Here is a 17657-nt window from a genome sequence, read left to right as displayed (position 1 = left end):
TGAAGCGTCACGCTGCCGAAAGGTCGCGAATGTCGCGGATATCGGCGGTGGGTGTCTGCCCGAAGGCGTCGCTCAACACGTACTCGATCATCTTCGCCGCGGTCGCTTCCGGCGTGGCGAGCTGGCCGTTGCGCTTGAGGTCGTCGAACTTCTCGCGCAGCGGAAACTGCTCCGTGCCCGTGCTGCGGATTTCCGCCTGCATGCCGGTATCGACGACACCCGGCGCCAGGCTGCAGATCCGCAGCGTGCGGTTACCGTCGAGCGCGACGGCGCGTGCGTGATGATCGAGCGCGGCCTTGGTCGCGCAATAGATGCTCCAGCCCGCATAGGCGTTGCGCGCCGCACCGCTCGACAGATGCACGATGCGCCGGTCGCTCGCCTCGACGCTCGCGGCGGCGACGGCAGCGGCCAGCATCAGCGGCGTCGCCACATTCAGGCTGACCGCGTTCGCAATCGCGCCTGCCTGCTGGTCTTCGATCGGAGCGATCGGCTGCACCGTGCCCGCGTTGTTGATGAGCAGCACGCGGGCCGCGCCGGCAAGGAAGCCGCGCAACGTGTCGCCAGCGATCCATGCGGCGACGTGGCCGGTGTCGGCCAGATCGAGTTCCACATCCTTGAACGTCCGCGGGAAACGTTTTGCAAGCACCGGATTCAGCGAGCGCGACACGCCGAGTACTTCGATGCCCCGGTCGAGCAGCTGTGCGGCGAGCGCGGCACCAAGGCCGCGCGTGTGGCCCGTGACGATGGCGCGGGTGAGGGGAGTCGTCGTGGATCCGGTCATGCGGACGCCTTCTTTACTTCGAGACGGAATTTATGCAGCAGCGGTTCGGTATAGCCGCTCGGCTGCTCGCGGCCTTCGAACACGAGCGCGCAGGCTGCCTTGAAAGCCAGCGATTTGCTGAAATCAGGCGCCATCGGCGTGTAGTGCGGATCGCCCGCGTTCTGCGTATCGACGACCTTCGCCATGCGCTCGAGCGTTTCCTGCACCAGCTCCCGCGTGATGACGCCATGACGCAGCCAGTTCGCGATGTGCTGGCTCGAAATGCGCAGCGTCGCGCGGTCTTCCATCAGGCCGATGTTGTTGATGTCCGGCACCTTCGAGCAGCCGACCCCCTGATCCACCCAGCGCACCACGTAGCCGAGAATGCCCTGCGCATTGTTCTCGACCTCGTGGCGGACTTCGTCGGCCGACCATTGCGCCTTTTCGACGACCGGAATCGTCAGCAGGCCGGCAAGCAGTTCATCGCGCTGACTCGCGTAGTCGATGCGTTCCATGTCCTGCTGGACCGCCTGCACGTCGACCTGGTGATAGTGCAGTGCGTGCAGCGTCGCGGCGGTCGGCGAGGGCACCCATGCGGTATTCGCGCCGGACTTCGGGTGGGCGATTTTCTGTTCGAGCATCGCCTGCATCAGGTCGGGCATCGCCCACATGCCCTTGCCGATCTGCGCGCGGCCACGCAGGCCCGAACTCAGGCCCGCGAGCACGTTGTTGCGTTCATAGGCCGTGATCCACGCGGACGTTTTCATGTCGCCCTTGCGCATCATTGCGCCGGCTTCCATCGCCGAATGCATTTCGTCGCCGGTGCGGTCGAGAAAGCCCGTGTTGATGAAGGCCACGCGCTCGGCTGCTGCGGCGATGCAGGCCGGCAGGTTCACGCTCGTGCGGCGCTCTTCATCCATGATGCCCATCTTGATCGTGTTGTGCGGCAGGCCGAGCAGCGCTTCGACGCGCGTAAACAGTTCGCTCGCAAACGCCACTTCCGCCGGACCGTGCATCTTTGGCTTGACGATGTAGATCGAGCCGGTACGCGAATTCAGCTTGCGTTGCAGGTCGTGGATCGCACAGAGCGTCGTGACGACGCCGTCGAGAATACCTTCGGGAATCTCATTGCCGTCGCGGTCGAGCACCGCGGGATTGGTCATCAGATGCCCGACGTTGCGCACGAAGAGGAGCGAGCGGCCGTGCAGCCTGAACGCCGAGCCATCGGCGGCGAGGTATTCGCGATCGGCATTCAGCGCGCGCGTGAAGGTCTTGCCGTTCTTCGTGACCTGCTCGGTGAGATCGCCCTTCATGAGGCCGATCCAGTTGCGGTAAAGCTGGACCTTGTCGTCCGCGTCGACGGCCGCGACGGAGTCTTCGCAATCGATGATCGTGCTCACCGCGGCTTCGAGCAGCACGTCTTTCACGTGTGCCGCGTCGGTCTTGCCGATTGAATCGGCGGCGTCGATCTGGATTTCGATGTGCAGGCCGTTGTGCTTCAGCAGTACCGCCGAGGGCGCAGCCGCATCGCCCTGGTAGCCGACGAATAGCGCTGGCGTCTTCAGCCCGGTCGAGCCGTTTTTCAGCGCGACGACGAGTTGTCCCCCTTCAACGCGGTAGCGCGTAGCGTCAGTGTGCGAGCCATTGGCAAGCGGCGCGGCCTGATCGAGAAGGGCTCGGGCGTAGGCAATCACGCGTGCGCCGCGAACCGGATTGAACGAGGCCTGCTTTTCCGCGCCATCCGTTTCCGGGATGGCGTCGGTGCCATACAGCGCGTCATACAGGCTGCCCCAGCGCGCGTTCGCGGCATTGAGCGCATAACGCTGGTTCGACAGCGGCACGACCAGCTGCGGGCCGGCCTGTTCGGCGATTTCGCGATCGACGTTGGCGGTGATCGCCTTGACGCTGGCCGGCGCCGGCACGATATAGCCGATGCCTTCGAGAAACGCACGATACGCACGCAGATCGCGAACCGGGCCCGGGTTCGCGCGATGCCAGTGATCGAGCTCGGTCTGCAGGCGGTCGCGTTCGGCCAGCAACGCACGATTCTTCGGTGCGAGGTCGTGCACGAGTGCGGCAAATCCTTCCCAGAATCTGGCGCTGTCTACGCCGGTCCCAGGAAGGGCTTCGTTTTCAACAAACTGCTTGAGGTTGGCCGCAACCTTCAGGCCGTTTTGGTCGGTCATCTGAGTCATGAACTGCTCCGTCTATTCAGGTCAGGCTGTAGCCCGCTTCAGGCGTGGATGCTTTGTGCGCCGGCTTTCGCGACCTGGGCGTCCTGGTCTGCCTTCACGCCCGATACGCCCACCGCGCCGATAACCTGGCCGTCGACGATCACCGGCACGCCGCCTTCGAGCGTGCCCGACAGCGGTGCGCTGAGAAACGCCGTGCGGCCGCCGTTGATCATGTCTTCATACTGCTTCGACTCGCGGCGCCCGAGCGCAGCGGTGCGCGCCTTGTCGGTGGCGATATAGGCGCTGATTGGGGCGCAGCCGTCGAGGCGCGAGAGCGCGAGCGGATGGCCGCCGTCGTCGACGACCGCGATCGCGACAGCCCACTGGTTCTTCGCGGCTTCCGCACGGGCGGCATCGAGAATCTGCGTCGCTTCTGCAACGGTCAGGACGGGTTTGCTAAGCATGATGGAATGTTTTCCTGGTTGTTGAAAGGGGTCTTTCTGGAGGTTCGATTCTTTGACGCAGGCCGGTGTTGTGTGCACCTACCGGGTGCGCCGGACGGGGCCCGGAAAGCAGAAAGACAGGCGCGTGAACCGTGAGTTTGCAGTGTTGAGCGCGCGTCGTCCAGAAGGCCCGCGGATATCGGCGTACCACGTGCCGTGGCCGTGACGATCCTTCCGGGCAGCGCTCGAGATCGCCCTGCGAGGCGCGCTGCAGCCTCGGCGGGATTCGCACATAATCGCGAACGTAGCCGTTCAGGACGACGGGCGGGTACGCAGGAACCTTCATATATGTTCCCGGCGCACGCGCTCTCGTGCGCGGCGCCACGGGCGATCCCCGTTGCGCCCACGCCGGGAGTTCCTTTCAGTTCAATAACATCAAGATCATGACTTCATCCGACCAAACGCAGCGATCCTGGGTCAAAGTGTTGCTGCTGATTCCCTACATCGCGCTCCTCTGGCTACCGTTCTATAACCACATCGAACCGCCGCTGTTCGGCTTCCCATTCTTCTACTGGTATCAGTTGCTGTGGGTGCCGCTCACGTCGCTCCTGCTGTATGTCGTCTTCAGGAGCGTCAAATGAACGATGTGAAATCGGTCGACAGCATCTCGATGAGTGTCTTCATCGCCTTCTTTGTGCTGGTGACAGTGCTTGGATTCGTGGCGGCACGCTGGAAACGCGGGGACCTGACGCAACTGCACGAGTGGGGACTCGGTGGGCGCCAGTTTGGCACGATCATTTCGTGGTTTCTCGTCGGTGGCGACTTCTATACTGCGTACACCGTGATCGCGGTTCCGGCGCTGGTGTTTTCGGTCGGCGCGTATGGCTTCTTCGCGCTGCCGTACACGATCATCGTGTACCCGTTCGTGTTCGCGGTGATGCCGAAACTCTGGCAGATCGCGCATGACAAAAACCACATCACCGCCGCCGACTACGTGCATGGCGAATACGGCGGCAAGCTCTTGCCGGCGGCCGTCGCGCTCACCGGCATCGTGGCGACGATGCCGTATATCGCGCTGCAGCTCGTCGGCATGCAGGTCGTCATCAAGGGGTTGGGCGTGAACGGCGAACTGCCGCTCGTCGTTGCGTTCGTGATTCTCGCTGTCTACACGTATTCGAGCGGCCTGCGTGCGCCGGCGATGATCGCGTTCGTCAAGGACATCATGATCTACATCGTCGTGATCGCGGCGGTGTGGCTGATTCCGTCGAAACTTGGCGGGTACGGCGCGGTGTTCGATGCCGCCGACAAGTTCTTCACGGCCAAGGGCGGTGCTACCGGCATCATCCTGAAGCCGACCCAGTTCACCGCGTATGCATCGCTGGCGTTCGGTTCGGCGCTCGCTGCGTTCATGTATCCGCATACGATGACGGCGGTGCTGTCCTCGGCGTCGGCGAAGACGGTGAAGAAGAATGCGATCTTCCTGCCGGCCTATACGTTGCTGCTCGGTTTGATCGCGCTGCTCGGCTACATGGCGATTGCAGCGGACGTCAAGGTGCAGTCGGCCTCCGATGTGGTGCCGGCCCTGTTCAGCAAACTGTTCCCGGCGTGGTTCGTCGGCTTTGCGGCCGCGGCCATCGCGATCAGTGCGCTGGTGCCGGCGGCGATCATGTCGATCGGTGCGGCGAACCTGTTTACCCGCAACCTCTGGCGTCCCATGGTGAATCCGGACATCACGCCGGAGAAGGAAGCCTCGACGGCGAAGATTGTGTCGCTCGTCGTGAAGTTCGGCGCGCTGCTCTTCATCGTGTTCCTGCCGACGCAGTACGCGATCGATCTGCAACTGCTCGGCGGCGTGTGGATCCTGCAGATCTTCCCGGCGATCGTCTTCACGCTATACACGAAGCGCATGTCGACGGCAGGGCTGCTCGCCGGCTGGATGGTGGGCATCGTGATCGGTACTGGCCTCGCGATTTCGCAGGGCCTGAAGCCGGTGTACGCGCTGCATGCGGGCGGCGGGACCTGGCCGCTCTATATCGGCCTGATCGCGCTGGTGGTGAACATCGTCGTGACGTTCGTGGTGTCGGCGGTGCTGCCGAGACGTGGCGCGGTGGGGCAGGTCACGGGCGCATGATGCGGTAGCGGTCTTCAGGTCTACAGGTCTTCAGGACCGGTATGTTCAAGCAGGAAAGCCGACCTCGCGTCGGCTTTTTTGTCTGGCCGTGCGCGCTCGGTCAGGTCTGCACGGTGAGCAGGTTCGCATCGCGCGCGAGGACCCATCGCCCGTCCAGTTCCTTGCGCAGGATCGTGAGCGTGTAGCCGCTCTGCCGCACCGGCGCGGCACCGCCTGGCGGCGTGATCGTCAGGTCGAGGTAGTTGCGCAGGAAAGCCCAGTCGCCGAGGATCTGGAGTTCCCTGATGTCGCTCGTGCCGTCGATCAGGACGTTTTTCATCCCTTCGGATGTGGCCGCAAAAGCCTCCTTGCCGAAAGGCTTCTGACCCGGAACCATGAAGACAACGTCGTCGGCCATCAGGGTAAGCACGGTGGCGGTGTCGCCATTTCTGCTGGCGCTCATCCAGGTGTCGATCAGGGTTCGGATGGCGCGTTCATCGTCGCTCATAGAGGTTTTCCTCCAATGGAATCGGTGATCCTGCCCGGCGCGGAACGGCCGAGGATACCCGCGCGACGCTCACAGCCGCCGGGCCTGGCCGTTGCTCCGGCGCTCCGGCGGAGGTATTGTCCCGCATCCCGGCTGGCTCGCCGGGCGTCCGCCCGGATGTTATGCGATATCCATGCCCGGGGCAGTGCACGCCGGGGAGGGGGCCGCAAGGTGATTGTGCGTACGCCGGGTGGCATAAGCCAGGTTTTTTTTTGTCTATTTCTTCGGAAGAACACGTCCGGTAGTATCTGCTGCGGAAACGTGAGCCGGGCTGGTCTTTGAAGACGCAATTCTTTCAATGATCTTTCTATCTGGCCTGAATCGGGTCCACCGCTTTTTCCGTTTTGCGCTGTCACGGTAATGCAAGACTCGCCTGACAGAATCCTGCACATAATGAAAAAATGCACGTCCCGGGGTAGATACGTGACCAAAAAATATAAGGTGCTGTTTCTCTGCAGAGAGAATTCGGCGCGCAGTGTGATGGCGGAAGCTTTGTTGCGCGAGTTTGCTGGCGACCGGTTCGAGGCGTTTAGCGCGGGGGCCGAGCCCGCCGCCCGCATTCACCCGCTGGCTATCGCTCAACTGCGGCCGGGCATTTCCGAACTCAGCCGCCTCAATCCCAAAAGCTGGCTGGAATTCACGGGCAACTGGGCTCCCTGCATGGACCTCGTCATCGGGTTGTGCGATCGCGTGGCGGAATACCATGCGCCGTCATTCCCCGGCGAGCCCGAATTCTGCCAATGGAATTTCCCGGATCCGCTCGGTGAAGGGATGAGCGATGACGAGCGAGCCCGAGCCTTCGACAAGGTCTTCTGGCAGATCCTCCGGCGGGTCACCATGCTGATCGCCTTGCCGCAGTACGCGATAGCCGGCCAGGAGCCCGTCGTCGAGTCGCGGCCAGCGTTTCGCGGAACGGAAATGGTGCTCTCCAGCTAGATCCTGTGAGCAAGGGTCACGAACAGTCTGAAGATGCAACCGCTTAAGTCAGCCTGTCCTGTGCCGCCTATAGCGATGTAGTCAATGCGGTGAGCCACGCCGGGCTTGCGGATAGCAGCACTGTCTCGAGTGTCTTGTCGAACCCTGTGAGGATGAAGAGCCCGAAGACGACGAACATCGTCCCGAGAACCGTTTTTCCCGCCGCTGCGATCGAGCCGAGACCGCTGCGCAGCCTGAGCATCGACACTCGCGACAGCATGCCGACAAGCGCGAGAGGCAAGCCGGCCCCCACGCCAAACAGACCCATCAGCAATGCGATCCCGCCAAGACTTTTACCTTGTGCGGCGAGGGTCGTCGCCGCGCCCAGCGTCGGGCCGACGCACGGGCTCCATACCGCACCCAGAAGCAGGCCAACGGCGAACTGGCCGGACAGGCTGTCACCTCTAATCTTGCTCAACCAGTTCTGGCCAGTTCCGCTTATCCCTGCTGTCGCGCGGCTGACTGTGGCCTGCAATCGCTGCGAGAGCATCGCGAACCCAAACAGGATCATCAGCACGGCGGCGCCACGACGAAAAACGTCGTTGTCGACCCCGAGCGATACGCCCACTGTCGCCACGAAAACGCCAATGGCGGCAAAGGAGATACCTAGTCCGAGGGCGAGCGCGATGGCGCCAAACCGGTGAGCAGCCAGCGCCGACGTCACGAGGATCGGCACGAGAGGTAGGGCACACGGCGACAGGATAGTCAGGACACCCGCCATCAATCCCACCGCGTACGTACCCAGCGTGAAGTCCATCACAGGGCCTTGGCAAACGTGTCCTTGATGTCCTGCTCACGCGTCTGTCCGGTCGATCGAGCGACTTCGCGACCGCCCTTGAAGACCACGAAAGTCGACTGCTGGCTGACTTTCAGGGCGCGCTTCAGGGCCACCTCCTTGTCGAAGTCGGCTTCGAGGATGGTGACGCCTTTCAACTCGGGCTGCGCAGCGAGGTGGTCCACGATGGGTTGTTGGATCTTGCAGGTCGGGCACCAGGTCGCGTGAAAGTAGACGATGTTGGGTGCGCCGGCGGCGTTCAGTCTGTCGAAAGCGGACTGGGTGAAGGCCTGCTCGCCGGCAACCGCGTAGCCGGCAACGAACAGCAGGCTCGCAGTGACGAGGAATTTCCGGATAGCGTTCATCATGTGTGCCTGTCTCCTGACACGTGCGGCGTCATCTGTCATGGTTAGTCGCACGGCAGACTCGATGATGACACCTCGCGCCTTGCTTGAGCAGAGAGACCTCAGTCTTGCGCAAGGTTTCACGCGGGTGAACGCGGCCGCGCGATGCCGGAGTCGTGGCGCTATTCGGCGATCGGCTTGCCCTGCGCGTCCTTTACCTTCGCGCGCCATTGCGAACGGATTTCGTTCACCACCGGTTCCGGAAGTGGAATGTAATCCAGTGCTTCGGCAGCCCGGTCTCCATGCCTGAACGCCCAGTCGAAAAACTTCAGGGTTTCCTCGGCGTGGCCGCACTTGTCCGGCGTCGTGTGCAGCAGCACGAAGGTCGCGCCAACGACAGGCCATGCGTCCTTGCCCGGCTCGTTGGTCAGGATTTGATGGAACGATCTCGATCAGTCGGCGCCGGCGGCAGCCGCCCTGAAGGCGTTCGGGCCAGGCCGCAGTGCGATGCCCGCTGCATTCGTCATGGACGTATAGGCCATGTGGTTCTGCCTGGTGAAATCCCATGCCACGTAGCCTATGGCGCCGGACAGCCGCTGGACGAAAAGGGCCACTCCTTCGTTACCCCGGGCGCCAGCACCATGCGGCCAGCGGACGTTCGTGCCTTCGCCAATCCGGCGCTTCCATTCCGGATTGACTTGTGAAAAGTAGTGGGTCCAGATGAAGGTCGTGCCTAAACCATCTGACCGACGAATCACGGCAATCGCAAGATCGGGCAGTTTGAGTGCGGATTCAGCGCGGCAATGACGGGGTCATTCCAGTTGGTGGTCTTGCCGAGGTAGATGTCGCCGAGCACCGGGCCGGAGAGCGTCAGGTCGCCGGGTCCGACGTCCGGAAGATTGACGACCGGCACCACGCCACCCACCACGGTCGGGAACTGGATCAAGCCATCTTTTACGAGGTCTTCATCCTTGAGCGGAGCGTCGGAGCCCGCGAAATCGACTGTCCTGGCGAGGATCTGCTTGATGCCATCCGACGAACCTACGCTTCGGTAGATCACCTTGCCGCCGCCGCTCTTCTGGTAGGCATTGGCCCAACTGGTATGGATGGGAGCAGCGAACGTGCTGCCGGCACCGCTTATATCCGCGGCTTGCACCGCGACGGCGAAGAGCGCGCCAGTCACGGCAGTCAGAGTACGCACCGGTATCACGAACGCCTCACCTGGTATGGTTATCTGTTCGTCAGTGGCTAGCCTGGCGATCTGATGCCGCGTGGATGAGAGCGTACCCCGGTATCGGCGGAGCCTGGCGTCGCGAACTAGAGGCTTTAATTACAGGACGGCGAGGGTGGAGTTGTCAATTGAATCGGGCTATCAGAGGCGCATTTTTCTGAAAGGGGCTGGGCAACTGCGGACTGAATCTGCCGGCTCCTGCCACCTGCATGTCGCCGACGTGTCGATTGGCGAGGGTCGGCGACGTTGGCGAAGCGGCTGCCAACGGCGGAATAGCGGGCGAAACGGCTCTTTGTTCTCCGGATGACGAACCTGGCGCGCGCGTAGACTTGGATCTGTCTCCACGTTCTCCATGACTTTCCGCACTGCCGGGGTCATTGGAACGTTTCACGTGCCGCGGGTCTTCCGGCCCGCGGCGCCTTTCTTCCTGCCGGGAAAAAAGAGTGGATCCGCAGCAGGGGAGCGTCGCGGGGCCTTCGCGTTGGCGCTCCGGTTCGGCGGTACTGCGCGGTAAAAAACCTCAACCGACGTCGATGAAATCGATACTGGACCTGTGTACTGACGATGTCGCCCACGAAGCGTTGCTGTGCGCGCTCGAAGGACAACATCTGCTCGTCGCCATTTATGACACGAGTGACCGGCTCGTTTTTGCCAACAGTGCGTTCCGGCATTCCTTCGGCCTTGGCCGTAACGATGGCGAAATTACTTTTGCCGACGTGGTGCTGCGCGGCGTCCTGAACCAGCGCGGTACGCGTATCGAAGGCGACGATGCGCTGGCGTTCATCACCCATGCGCAGGAACTGCGACGCCAGGACGCGGGACAACGCACCTTCGCTGCCGAACTGATGGACGGGCGGTGGTTCTCGATGACGGAGACGCTGCTCGACAACGACTGGATCGTCGTGGTCGGCACCGACATATCTCACCTGAAGTCCACCGAAGAGGCGTGGATCGGCGCGCACGAACGCGCACTGAAAGAAGCCCGCACGGACGCGCTGACGGGGCTTGCGAGCCGGCGCCATTCGATGTCGGCCCTCGAGCTTGCGATGTCGGCTTCCGCGGGCGCGCAGACGCCCCTCACCATCGCGCTCGTCGACCTGGATCACTTCAAGCGGATCAACGATCTGCATGGGCACGCTGCCGGCGACGCTGTCCTGCGCGACTTCGGCGAGGTCTGCCGGCAGGCGACGCGTCAATCGGACATCGCCGGTCGCATTGGCGGCGAAGAATTCCTGGTGGTTTTTCCCGGCACGCCTGTCGAGCATGGCGCATCGGCTGTCGAACGGATGCGTCGCAACGTGCTTGGCCGCAGGGTCCGGTTAGCCCGAACTTTGAGCATGCGGCGCGCGCAGGTCCTTGAATTGCCGCGGTTACGCGTGTCGGGGGGAGTCGGTTACTGGGTACAGACAGGGCTGATGTTCAGCAGGCGGAAGGCCTTTTCCTGAACGGGTGTGGGCCGCGTGATCATCACGATCTTTGCGTCCGGGTTCAGAGATGTGTGGCAGACGTTGTAGGCGAGCGTGGCCAGATCATCGAGCAGCGTGCGGAAGCTATGGACGGGCAAGCCGTCCTCGCCAAGCCGCGTGGCATCCTTTGCTTTTGCCTGGTCCGAACGTCGTGCCTTGGCCACGGGCGAGGGCCGGGTTGCGCGTGCGAGCTCGATGTATTCATCGTCAAACAGCATCGGCTTCAAGGTCTCGCGCATGTGCCATTCGACGTAGTAGGCGAGCATGCACAGGAAGACGTGCGCCCGTACACGCTCGGCGTTCCAGTGGAATATGGGGCGCACGTTCAGATCGACTGTCTTGAGCGACCGGAAGGCACGCTCCACGACCGCCAGGCCCTTGTACGCCGAGACAGCCGCTTCGGCCGGCAGGTCCTGTTCGGGCACGCTGGTGCGCACCACATACAGGCCGTCGAGCGCCGCTTCCTGCCGGATCTGACCGGCCTTGCGCGTCCAGGTGAAGCCCTCGTCGGTGAAGCTCAGCTCGAAGTGCTTGGCCATCTTGTAGTGGTCGATGACGCGGCCCACGCGCAGGGCAATGGCATCGGCGCCCTTGAGGCGGTTGCGGGCACGCGTGGTCGCCTCGGCGATCTTCGTCAGCTCGGCTTCAGTGGCCTGCAGCAAGTCCTCGCGTTTGCGGGTCCGCTGCTCGGCCAGCAGCGGATTGCGGCACACGATGAGCCGCTCACCGGGGAACGCCTCACTGGTCAGCTCCAGCAGGTTGCGCTCGTCAAACAGCGAGGGCTGGAAAGGCCCCTTCTCCTGGGCAAGCGCGCTCACCTGCGGCGCGCGCAGGCTGCTCACCCAGTCCAGCCCCGCCGGGCGCAATACCGTGTCGATGCGCGCCTGCGTGAGCATGCCCCGGTCGCCCACCCAGGCGATCTTGCCGATGCCATAGCGGTCCCGCAGTTTCTCCACCTGCGAGGCCACGGTAGCCGGATCGGCGGTGTTGCCGGCAAACACCTCGACGGCCACCGGACAGCCTTCAGGAGTGCAAACCAGCCCGAACACGATCTGCGGATCGTCGCGCTTGCCATCGCGGCTGTAGCCGCGCGCGGCAAGCTCGCAGCAGTCTCCGGTCACCCACGTGGACGTGAGGTCATAGAGCACCAGCATGCTGCCGGCCAGATGCTTGCGCGCCAGCCGCTTCTCGATGTCTTCCTGGGCCTCGCCCAGCCAGTCGAGCGCGGTATAGACCTGTCCGAGGTCAACCTCGCCCAGCTTCAGCAGCCGCGACAGCGAGTGGGTCGCGGTCTCGTCGCGCAACATGCGATGGGTGGCCAGCTTCGAAGCGGGAGACACCACCCGCGCCACCAGCAGCGCCATGAGCATCGCGCGCAGCGCGGCCGGTGCAGCCGCAAACCACTGCTCGGCGCCGCAGGCACGCGCCGCGCCCAGCACCGCGGCCACATGTCCGTGCGGCAGGCTGCGCTCGATCACGAAGGCCTCTTCAGCCGAGGGCACTGCGACGCCACCGCGCAGCAGCACCTTCAGTCCTTCGATGACCTCGGCGGGCAGCGATGAGAGGTTGGCCAGGGTGCGCTTCTTCACCTTGTTGCCGTCGCGGAAGGACTCGCGCAACAGGATGGCGGGCGGTGAGTTGCGGTTGGGGACGTGTTCGATATACATGAACACTGATTAAAGCAAATAATCACCGAAAGTCAATATAAAAATACTAACTTACATGGCTACATGATAGTCCCAGAAAATAGCCGAAACCCTGCACTGATGCGGATTCCGGCTATTTGAGAAGTCAAAGCTCGGGTTAGCGGACGACTCGTCGATCAAGTACTCGTTTTCCGCCGGTGTTTGCCGGTTCGAGATTGGCGACGACCTGAATGCAACACTCGCACGCGCCGACCGCGCGCTGTATTCCGCGAAAAGCGCGGGGAGAAATCGCACCGTCTCCTGGGGCGCGCAACCTGTCTGACTGCAGGCATGGGTAAGCCGCGAGCGCCTGGATCGACCTGCCTGGTTCCTGTTTGCCCCTACCTTGCGACGCCGTGAACCGTCAACTGCCGTGCGCGGCGCAGTCGCGTTATGTCGACTATCCGTGGCATAGTGCGGGCCATTAACCCGATGGGAGTGATGCATGGCCACACTTGAACCGATTCGCACGCATCTCGCGAAGTCCGCGCACTCCGCGAATGCCGCCGCCGCAAACGCGGGCGCATGGCGCAGCGGCAGCCATCGATGAATATCAATCCCGACCTGAGCCAGCAGGACGAAGTCGTTCTGCTTGACGCCGTTCCCGGTCCCGCCTGCGAGCCTTTGCTTGTGGCCAGTGAGCGGCGCATTGCGCTGTCGTACCGGATCGCCGATGCGGACTTCGAACGCTTCGGCCCGTTCGATGACGACGCCGAACCGTATTGCATGATCCTGTTCACAGGGACCGATTTTCATCGGCTCGGACCGCCAGGCGACGACGCGCTCGACATGCATCCGCTTTCGTCACGCGGTCTCCAGTCGTATTCGGCGCACGAGGTGGTGAATTCGTCGCTCGTTGCTGAAGGGTGGGAGATCGCGTCGCCGCAAGCTTCGCTGCGGCATTTCGTGTTCACGTTCATGGACGCCACGTTCGAATGCGTCGCCGTCGACTATACGGTCGCGGGCGTGTTCGGCTCCGGCGACATCGCTGCCAGGGAGGCGTTCGCGCTCGTGCGCTGAGCCTGTGGGCGCGGATAGCCCGATGACGTGAAAGCGCCAGTGCCTACCCGGTGGAACGGCGAGCCGCCTGTCCCGCCGGGTAACCCGGCGACGCGATGCGTTACTGGACTTGTGCCGGTGCTGCCTGGCGTTGCGCCGCCTGCTCTTCAGCATGTTTCTTTGCGAGGTGGTGTCCCACGACGCAACCGCCAACGGCACCGATCACGGCGTGGTGTCCGGCATAGTGGCCAGCCACCCCGCCGACGACCGCGCCTTTCAGGCAGCCGGCGGCGTTTGCCGTTCCGGCTGTTGCGAGCACCAGTGCCGCGGCTGCGACTGCAAATGTGTGCAGAGCTTTCATTCTGAGTTACCCCGTGTGTTGTGTGAGCGGAAAGTGGTGGCGGTCCACCCGATTTCAATCGCCATCCCAGCCGTGACGTTCGTGCCACTCGCGTTCCCGCTCTTCGTGATGGCGCCACTGCCGTTCGCGCCACTCGCGACGCTCCCGCCATTCGCGCTCGCGCCAGTCTTCATCGCCACCGTACGCCACGACGGGTGGCTGGGCATAAACGACGGGAGGCGGCGGCGCATATTCGGGCTGTGCCGGCACAAACACGGGTCCAGGGATGCCGACGTCGATGCCCACATCGACATGCGCAGACGCAGCGCAGGAAACAGCCAGCACAGCGATGCCCAGCATCGCTTTCATCGCGTTCTTGATCATTTCTTTTCCGCTTCGTGCAGTGAGTGCAAGGTCAGTAATCAGGAGCGGAGTTTAGGTGGCGCGCCGGGTTGCAGGTGCAACGGCTGTGCGATATTCGTAACACGTCGTTACTGCGCGACGGCGTGCAGTATGGTCGTCCGAAATCAATGCCGCGGCGCGCGAGGGCGTTGATCGATTTTCTCGCCGCGCGGCTGTCCGCCGGGATGCCGCTCTGGCTGGCAAACTTCTGAGGATTTCTCGGAAACAGGCGTCAGAGCTTGCCTGGCAATTTCCCCTGGTGTCAGATAGATAGTCTTGCGCCACCAGTCGGGCCGAGCCGGGCGGGAGCGGTCACGATATCTATACAGACCATGATTCCATGCGAAACGCATTAAAAAGGCGTCGCCGGGGGAAGCAATGGACCACTATCAGGTCGAGAAGGACATTCAACATCTCGAACAGATCATCAACCACATTGCGGCGAACGACCCGCTTCCATTGTCGTACTGGCGCAACCGCGTGAGAACGGTTGCAGCGGAGGCGATTGTGCCGGCACAGCGAGGCCGCGTAAACCGGTTGATCGAGGCGCTGGAAACACTGGAAGCCCGTTCGAAGGCGTTGCGTGCGCAAGGCACGGACGGCGCGCCGGGCGCATTGCAGGAACCTGAGGGAAGTTAGGGAGCGGGCAGCGGCGGTATTGGCTGCCGACGCACCAGGGAAGCCCGCGAAGTGCCGCAAATATTGCAAGCTGCCACGCAATAATTTCAAGGTGCGCAGGTTGCTCCATGCGCCATTCGTACCGTTGCGACACGCAAACGTTTCGTCAAAAAAGCAGATCGCACGTAGTCGCGACAGCGATGACGCGCGATCTGTTACGAGCCTCCTGATCGGGGCCTGCGACGGAAGGCCTGGGTGCGTCTATCGCCTGATGACGCCCATCAGCAAGGTCACGAGGAAGATCACGAGGAAGATGAAAAACAGAACCTTCGCGATCTCAGCCGCGCCAGCGGCGATCCCGCCAAAGCCGAGGACAGCGGCGATGATCGCGATGACGAAGAAAACGACTGCGTATCGAAGCATGAAGGCCTCCCACCAATAGAGTGCCGGATTGATCTGATGTCGCTCGACGGCGTCGTCTCACAGGCCGGTGAGGCCAACGCTGCAAGGGGAAACAGCAACCGCTGTGCCCGCCTACCGGTTGGAGGTTTTGCGCAAGGGTTAGAACGACAACCTGCGCCGCGCTTCGATCGTAACGTCGTCGATTTATTTCCAGAGTGACGAGGTCAAGCGTGGCCGTCCGATGGATCAGGCTTTCGCCGCGCCCTCGTCCACGCCCATTTCGACAGGGTGCCATTGGCAGTCTTGCGCACCGCGTCACACGTGACGCGAGCACCGGTGTCTCGATGTGGCCTTTGGTGAAGACCAGTGTCGCGTTCGCGTAGACAACGCCGCGCAGAACTTCGCAATCCTCAGGCGCATCGTCATGAACCTGCTGCGGCAGGATCGCACCACCAAGGCGGGGCTGAAAAATCGCCGTATGCTCGCCTGCGCCAATGACCGCTATCTGGAACTGCCTGGCTGGCAAAGACGTTTAGCGATTTGACGTTTCATGCGATGGCCCTAAGGGCAAATCCAGCACTTAACAAAATCTAAAAAAAAATTCAGACGAGTGCCACTTTTCTGATTCTCCTGGGGCCGTAAGATTCGAACTCTTTAGAACGGGGGTGACGCGGTTTGCGCTCCAAAGAGACTTTGGGATTCATGCCATGAAGTTGCAGGCTGATCTGGAATTGAGCGTCGCGTGCATGCGTCCTGCATTGCTGCGTGAATCGCATTGCGTCGAGGCAACGGCTCGAAGACGCGGCGCCGTCGAGCGCTAGGTCGGCCGTCGTGAGCACCGTGATTCGCCAGGCTGGTGGCCGTGACTTCGTGGGGTGGGGAAGTGTGCTGGCGCGCTTGTTAGACATGGGGTTGATCGGCTCGGGGGCGGTTCTCGCTTCCCTGCTTTTCATACCCAGCGCGCAACAGTGGACTATCGAGAGCGCTTTCGTGGTGTTCGACATGGCGCTCGCGATTTTGCTGTTGCCATGGTTCGACATGTACAGCTCATGGCGCGGCCGATCGAAATGGCGTCTGGCTTTCAACGCCGTGTTCGGCTGGGTCGTGGTGCAAGGGTGCGGGCTGGTCGTCATGTTTCTGCTTCACCGTGCTGCGCCGATGTCGCGGCTCTGGTGCGTGAGCTGGACAGCGACCACTGCCATTGGAATTGTCGTGTCGCGACTGCTGGTGTACGCGGTGCTCGGGCGCCGCTGGCGCTCGAGGCGGAATCTGCGCACGGTGGCGGTGGTGGGCGCTGGCGCGCATTGCGACAGCGTGATCGCCAGCATCGCCGGATCTCCAGCGGCGGGTTTTCGGGCGGTCGCAACGCTGAATACGCTTCGCGACAGAACGCCGGATGCGCATGGCTTGCCTTCGTTCGTACGTCTGAGCAAGTTCGCGGAATGGGTGCGCGACGAGCGGGTCGACGAGGTATGGCTCGCGCTGAGAATGTCCGACGAGAGCACCCTTCTGCGCATACTCGATGAATTCAGCGGCGACCTCGTCAACTTGCGCTTCATTCCCGATGTGCGCAGTCTCGTGATGTTCGATCGCAACATGGTCGATCTGATCGGTTCACCGGCCATCAATCTGATGGCCTCGCCGATGACGCCGTACGCATTGATGCAGAAGGCGCTGTTCGACCGGTTGTTTGCGGTTGTCATGTTGCTCTCGCTGGCGCCGCTGATGCTGTTGATTGCAGTGGCCGTCAAGGCGACGTCGAAGGGGCCCGTGTTGTTTACCCAGCGGCGCAAGGGCGTGGACGGGCGCGTATTCCGCATCTACAAGTTTCGTTCGATGCGCTTGCATGCCGAGCAGCCTGGCGTGATTTGCCAGGCCACTCGCGGCGACCCGCGGGTCACACGCCTCGGCGCATTTCTTCGCCGCACGAGCCTCGATGAGTTGCCGCAATTTTTCAATGTGCTGCGCGGAGACATGTCGGTGGTCGGACCGAGACCGCATGCGATAGAGCACGACGACGAGTACCGCGCCATTGTCGACGGCTATATACACCGCTACAGGATCAAGCCGGGCATCACCGGATGGGCGCAAATCAACGGCTTTCGCGGCGAGACCGACGAGATCGAAAAGATGCGAGGGCGGGTGGAGCACGATCTGTATTACTTGCGCAACTGGTCGTTTGGTCTGGATATGCGCATCGTTCTTGCGACAGTCGCGAAAGGGATGTCGCATCGTAATGCGTATTGAGAAGGGTTACCTCGATAAACACCCTGAAGTCACCCGGTTAAAAAGTACTGCTTAGCGTGAAACGGATACCGGCGTGCCGGTGCGCTCGCGAAGTACTTCGTCTAACCATGCGTAACCGTTTGGGTGGTTGATTGCTGGA

The 17657-nt window shown here is 62.4% G+C and carries 18 protein-coding genes and 2 pseudogenes; 9 read left to right on the top strand and 11 right to left on the bottom strand.

The window, feature by feature from the left end; genetic code table 11:
- Positions 1-7: 7 nt before the first annotated feature.
- Genes B0G77_RS20580 through B0G77_RS20570 form a run of 3 tightly spaced genes read right to left on the bottom strand, consistent with a single transcriptional unit; the run spans position 8 to position 3398 of the window.
- Positions 8-781 (bottom strand): SDR family oxidoreductase, encoded by a 774-nt coding sequence (locus tag B0G77_RS20580; RefSeq protein ID WP_133663776.1) that lies wholly within the window; start codon positions 779-781, stop codon positions 8-10.
- Positions 778-2955: a malate synthase G gene (locus B0G77_RS20575; protein WP_133663775.1), complete on the bottom strand. Its 2178-nt coding sequence runs from the start codon at positions 2953-2955 to the stop codon at positions 778-780. The genes B0G77_RS20580 and B0G77_RS20575 overlap by 4 nt, the downstream gene beginning before the upstream one ends.
- Before the next feature lie 38 nt (positions 2956-2993).
- The gene (locus B0G77_RS20570; RefSeq protein WP_133663774.1) at positions 2994-3398 is read right to left on the bottom strand and encodes a heme-binding protein; all 405 of its coding nucleotides are present in this window, start codon (positions 3396-3398) and stop codon (positions 2994-2996) included.
- 422 nt (positions 3399-3820) lie between these two features.
- Here B0G77_RS20570 and B0G77_RS20565 point away from each other — a divergent pair, with 422 nt between their 5' ends.
- Both B0G77_RS20565 and B0G77_RS20560 read left to right on the top strand, forming a co-directional pair.
- Positions 3821-4018, top strand: a complete 198-nt coding sequence (locus tag B0G77_RS20565; RefSeq protein WP_133663773.1) for a DUF3311 domain-containing protein — start codon at positions 3821-3823, stop codon at positions 4016-4018.
- A complete protein-coding gene (locus B0G77_RS20560) occupies positions 4015-5508 on the top strand; it encodes a sodium:solute symporter (RefSeq protein ID WP_133663772.1) in 1494 nt (497 codons plus the stop codon). The genes B0G77_RS20565 and B0G77_RS20560 overlap by 4 nt, the downstream gene beginning before the upstream one ends.
- A 100-nt stretch (positions 5509-5608) precedes the next feature.
- On the opposite strand, the gene B0G77_RS20555 is transcribed toward B0G77_RS20560, so the two are convergent.
- Positions 5609-5995 (bottom strand): SgcJ/EcaC family oxidoreductase, encoded by a 387-nt coding sequence (locus B0G77_RS20555; protein ID WP_133663771.1) that lies wholly within the window; start codon positions 5993-5995, stop codon positions 5609-5611.
- Positions 5996-6457: 462 nt separating this feature from the next.
- Between B0G77_RS20555 and B0G77_RS20550 the strand changes: the two genes are divergently transcribed.
- Positions 6458-6970, top strand: coding sequence for an arsenate reductase ArsC (locus B0G77_RS20550; protein ID WP_133664221.1), 513 nt, complete (start codon positions 6458-6460; stop codon positions 6968-6970).
- Positions 6971-7037: 67 nt separating this feature from the next.
- Here the strand turns inward: B0G77_RS20550 and B0G77_RS20545 are convergent, their stop codons facing one another.
- From B0G77_RS20545 to pstS, 3 genes and pseudogenes are all read right to left on the bottom strand, one after another.
- Positions 7038-7766 carry a cytochrome c biogenesis CcdA family protein gene (locus B0G77_RS20545; RefSeq protein WP_133663770.1) on the bottom strand — a complete coding sequence of 243 codons (729 nt, stop codon included), beginning with the start codon at positions 7764-7766 and terminating at the stop codon, positions 7038-7040.
- On the bottom strand, positions 7766-8152 hold the full coding sequence (locus tag B0G77_RS20540) for a thioredoxin family protein (protein ID WP_133663769.1): 387 nt from the start codon (positions 8150-8152) through the stop codon (positions 7766-7768). The genes B0G77_RS20545 and B0G77_RS20540 overlap by 1 nt, the downstream gene beginning before the upstream one ends.
- Before the next feature lie 158 nt (positions 8153-8310).
- A pseudogene (gene pstS / locus B0G77_RS20535) lies at positions 8311-9329 on the bottom strand (phosphate ABC transporter substrate-binding protein PstS).
- A 563-nt stretch (positions 9330-9892) separates the two neighbouring features.
- On the opposite strand from pstS, the gene B0G77_RS20530 reads away from it, so the two are divergent.
- On the top strand, positions 9893-10804 hold the full coding sequence (locus B0G77_RS20530) for a GGDEF domain-containing protein (RefSeq protein WP_133663768.1): 912 nt from the start codon (positions 9893-9895) through the stop codon (positions 10802-10804).
- Here the strand turns inward: B0G77_RS20530 and B0G77_RS20525 are convergent.
- The gene (locus B0G77_RS20525; RefSeq protein ID WP_133660463.1) at positions 10753-12492 is read right to left on the bottom strand and encodes an IS1634 family transposase; all 1740 of its coding nucleotides are present in this window, start codon (positions 12490-12492) and stop codon (positions 10753-10755) included. The two genes, B0G77_RS20530 and B0G77_RS20525, sit on opposite strands and share 52 nt — an antisense overlap.
- Before the next feature lie 154 nt (positions 12493-12646).
- Here B0G77_RS20525 and B0G77_RS20520 point away from each other — a divergent pair, with 154 nt between their 5' ends.
- Together B0G77_RS20520 and B0G77_RS20515 are read left to right on the top strand one after the other, a co-directional pair.
- Complete coding sequence (locus tag B0G77_RS20520) at positions 12647-12793, top strand: diguanylate cyclase (protein WP_133664220.1); 147 nt, start codon at positions 12647-12649, stop codon at positions 12791-12793.
- 263 nt (positions 12794-13056) lie between these two features.
- The gene (locus tag B0G77_RS20515; protein WP_133663767.1) at positions 13057-13530 is read left to right on the top strand and encodes a hypothetical protein; all 474 of its coding nucleotides are present in this window, start codon (positions 13057-13059) and stop codon (positions 13528-13530) included.
- Positions 13531-13630: 100 nt separating this feature from the next.
- On the opposite strand, the gene B0G77_RS20510 is transcribed toward B0G77_RS20515, so the two are convergent.
- Positions 13631-13870, bottom strand: a complete 240-nt coding sequence (locus tag B0G77_RS20510) for a hypothetical protein (RefSeq protein ID WP_133663766.1) — start codon at positions 13868-13870, stop codon at positions 13631-13633.
- Between the two features lie 54 nt (positions 13871-13924).
- A complete protein-coding gene (locus B0G77_RS20505) occupies positions 13925-14233 on the bottom strand; it encodes a hypothetical protein (RefSeq protein WP_133663765.1) in 309 nt (102 codons plus the stop codon).
- Between the two features lie 396 nt (positions 14234-14629).
- Here B0G77_RS20505 and B0G77_RS20500 point away from each other — a divergent pair, with 396 nt between their 5' ends.
- A complete protein-coding gene (locus B0G77_RS20500; protein WP_133663764.1) occupies positions 14630-14890 on the top strand; it encodes a hypothetical protein in 261 nt (86 codons plus the stop codon).
- A gap of 240 nt (positions 14891-15130) precedes the next feature.
- On the opposite strand, the gene B0G77_RS20495 is transcribed toward B0G77_RS20500, so the two are convergent.
- Positions 15131-15292: a DUF1328 domain-containing protein gene (locus tag B0G77_RS20495; RefSeq protein ID WP_133663763.1), complete on the bottom strand. Its 162-nt coding sequence runs from the start codon at positions 15290-15292 to the stop codon at positions 15131-15133.
- Between the two features lie 304 nt (positions 15293-15596).
- On the opposite strand from B0G77_RS20495, the pseudogene B0G77_RS20485 reads away from it, so the two are divergent.
- Together B0G77_RS20485 and B0G77_RS20480 are read left to right on the top strand one after the other, a co-directional pair.
- Positions 15597-15815: pseudogene (locus tag B0G77_RS20485) on the top strand (hypothetical protein); the annotation flags it as partial.
- Between the two features lie 287 nt (positions 15816-16102).
- A complete protein-coding gene (locus tag B0G77_RS20480; RefSeq protein ID WP_243751065.1) occupies positions 16103-17518 on the top strand; it encodes an undecaprenyl-phosphate glucose phosphotransferase in 1416 nt (471 codons plus the stop codon).
- Positions 17519-17657: the final 139 nt, after the last annotated feature.

This window comes from Paraburkholderia sp. BL10I2N1 (genome assembly GCF_004361815.1).
Lineage (GTDB): Bacteria > Pseudomonadota > Gammaproteobacteria > Burkholderiales > Burkholderiaceae > Paraburkholderia.
Note: the sequence above shows the minus strand (reverse complement) of the source record. Positions and strands in the feature narration are given on the sequence as shown.

Coding starts and splice junctions, on each gene's coding strand:
- B0G77_RS20540 (WP_133663769.1), bottom strand. CDS start 8,152: ATGATGAACGCTATCCGGAAATTCCTCGTCACTGCGAGCCTGCTGTTC.
- B0G77_RS20515 (WP_133663767.1), top strand. CDS start 13,057: ATGAATATCAATCCCGACCTGAGCCAGCAGGACGAAGTCGTTCTGCTT.
- B0G77_RS20510 (WP_133663766.1), bottom strand. CDS start 13,870: ATGAAAGCTCTGCACACATTTGCAGTCGCAGCCGCGGCACTGGTGCTC.
- B0G77_RS20570 (WP_133663774.1), bottom strand. CDS start 3,398: ATGCTTAGCAAACCCGTCCTGACCGTTGCAGAAGCGACGCAGATTCTC.
- B0G77_RS20575 (WP_133663775.1), bottom strand. CDS start 2,955: ATGACTCAGATGACCGACCAAAACGGCCTGAAGGTTGCGGCCAACCTC.
- B0G77_RS20545 (WP_133663770.1), bottom strand. CDS start 7,766: ATGGACTTCACGCTGGGTACGTACGCGGTGGGATTGATGGCGGGTGTC.
- B0G77_RS20530 (WP_133663768.1), top strand. CDS start 9,893: ATGAAATCGATACTGGACCTGTGTACTGACGATGTCGCCCACGAAGCG.
- B0G77_RS20560 (WP_133663772.1), top strand. CDS start 4,015: ATGAACGATGTGAAATCGGTCGACAGCATCTCGATGAGTGTCTTCATC.
- B0G77_RS20555 (WP_133663771.1), bottom strand. CDS start 5,995: ATGAGCGACGATGAACGCGCCATCCGAACCCTGATCGACACCTGGATG.
- B0G77_RS20580 (WP_133663776.1), bottom strand. CDS start 781: ATGACCGGATCCACGACGACTCCCCTCACCCGCGCCATCGTCACGGGC.
- B0G77_RS20505 (WP_133663765.1), bottom strand. CDS start 14,233: ATGATCAAGAACGCGATGAAAGCGATGCTGGGCATCGCTGTGCTGGCT.
- B0G77_RS20495 (WP_133663763.1), bottom strand. CDS start 15,292: ATGCTTCGATACGCAGTCGTTTTCTTCGTCATCGCGATCATCGCCGCT.
- B0G77_RS20525 (WP_133660463.1), bottom strand. CDS start 12,492: ATGTATATCGAACACGTCCCCAACCGCAACTCACCGCCCGCCATCCTG.
- B0G77_RS20565 (WP_133663773.1), top strand. CDS start 3,821: ATGACTTCATCCGACCAAACGCAGCGATCCTGGGTCAAAGTGTTGCTG.
- B0G77_RS20500 (WP_133663764.1), top strand. CDS start 14,630: ATGGACCACTATCAGGTCGAGAAGGACATTCAACATCTCGAACAGATC.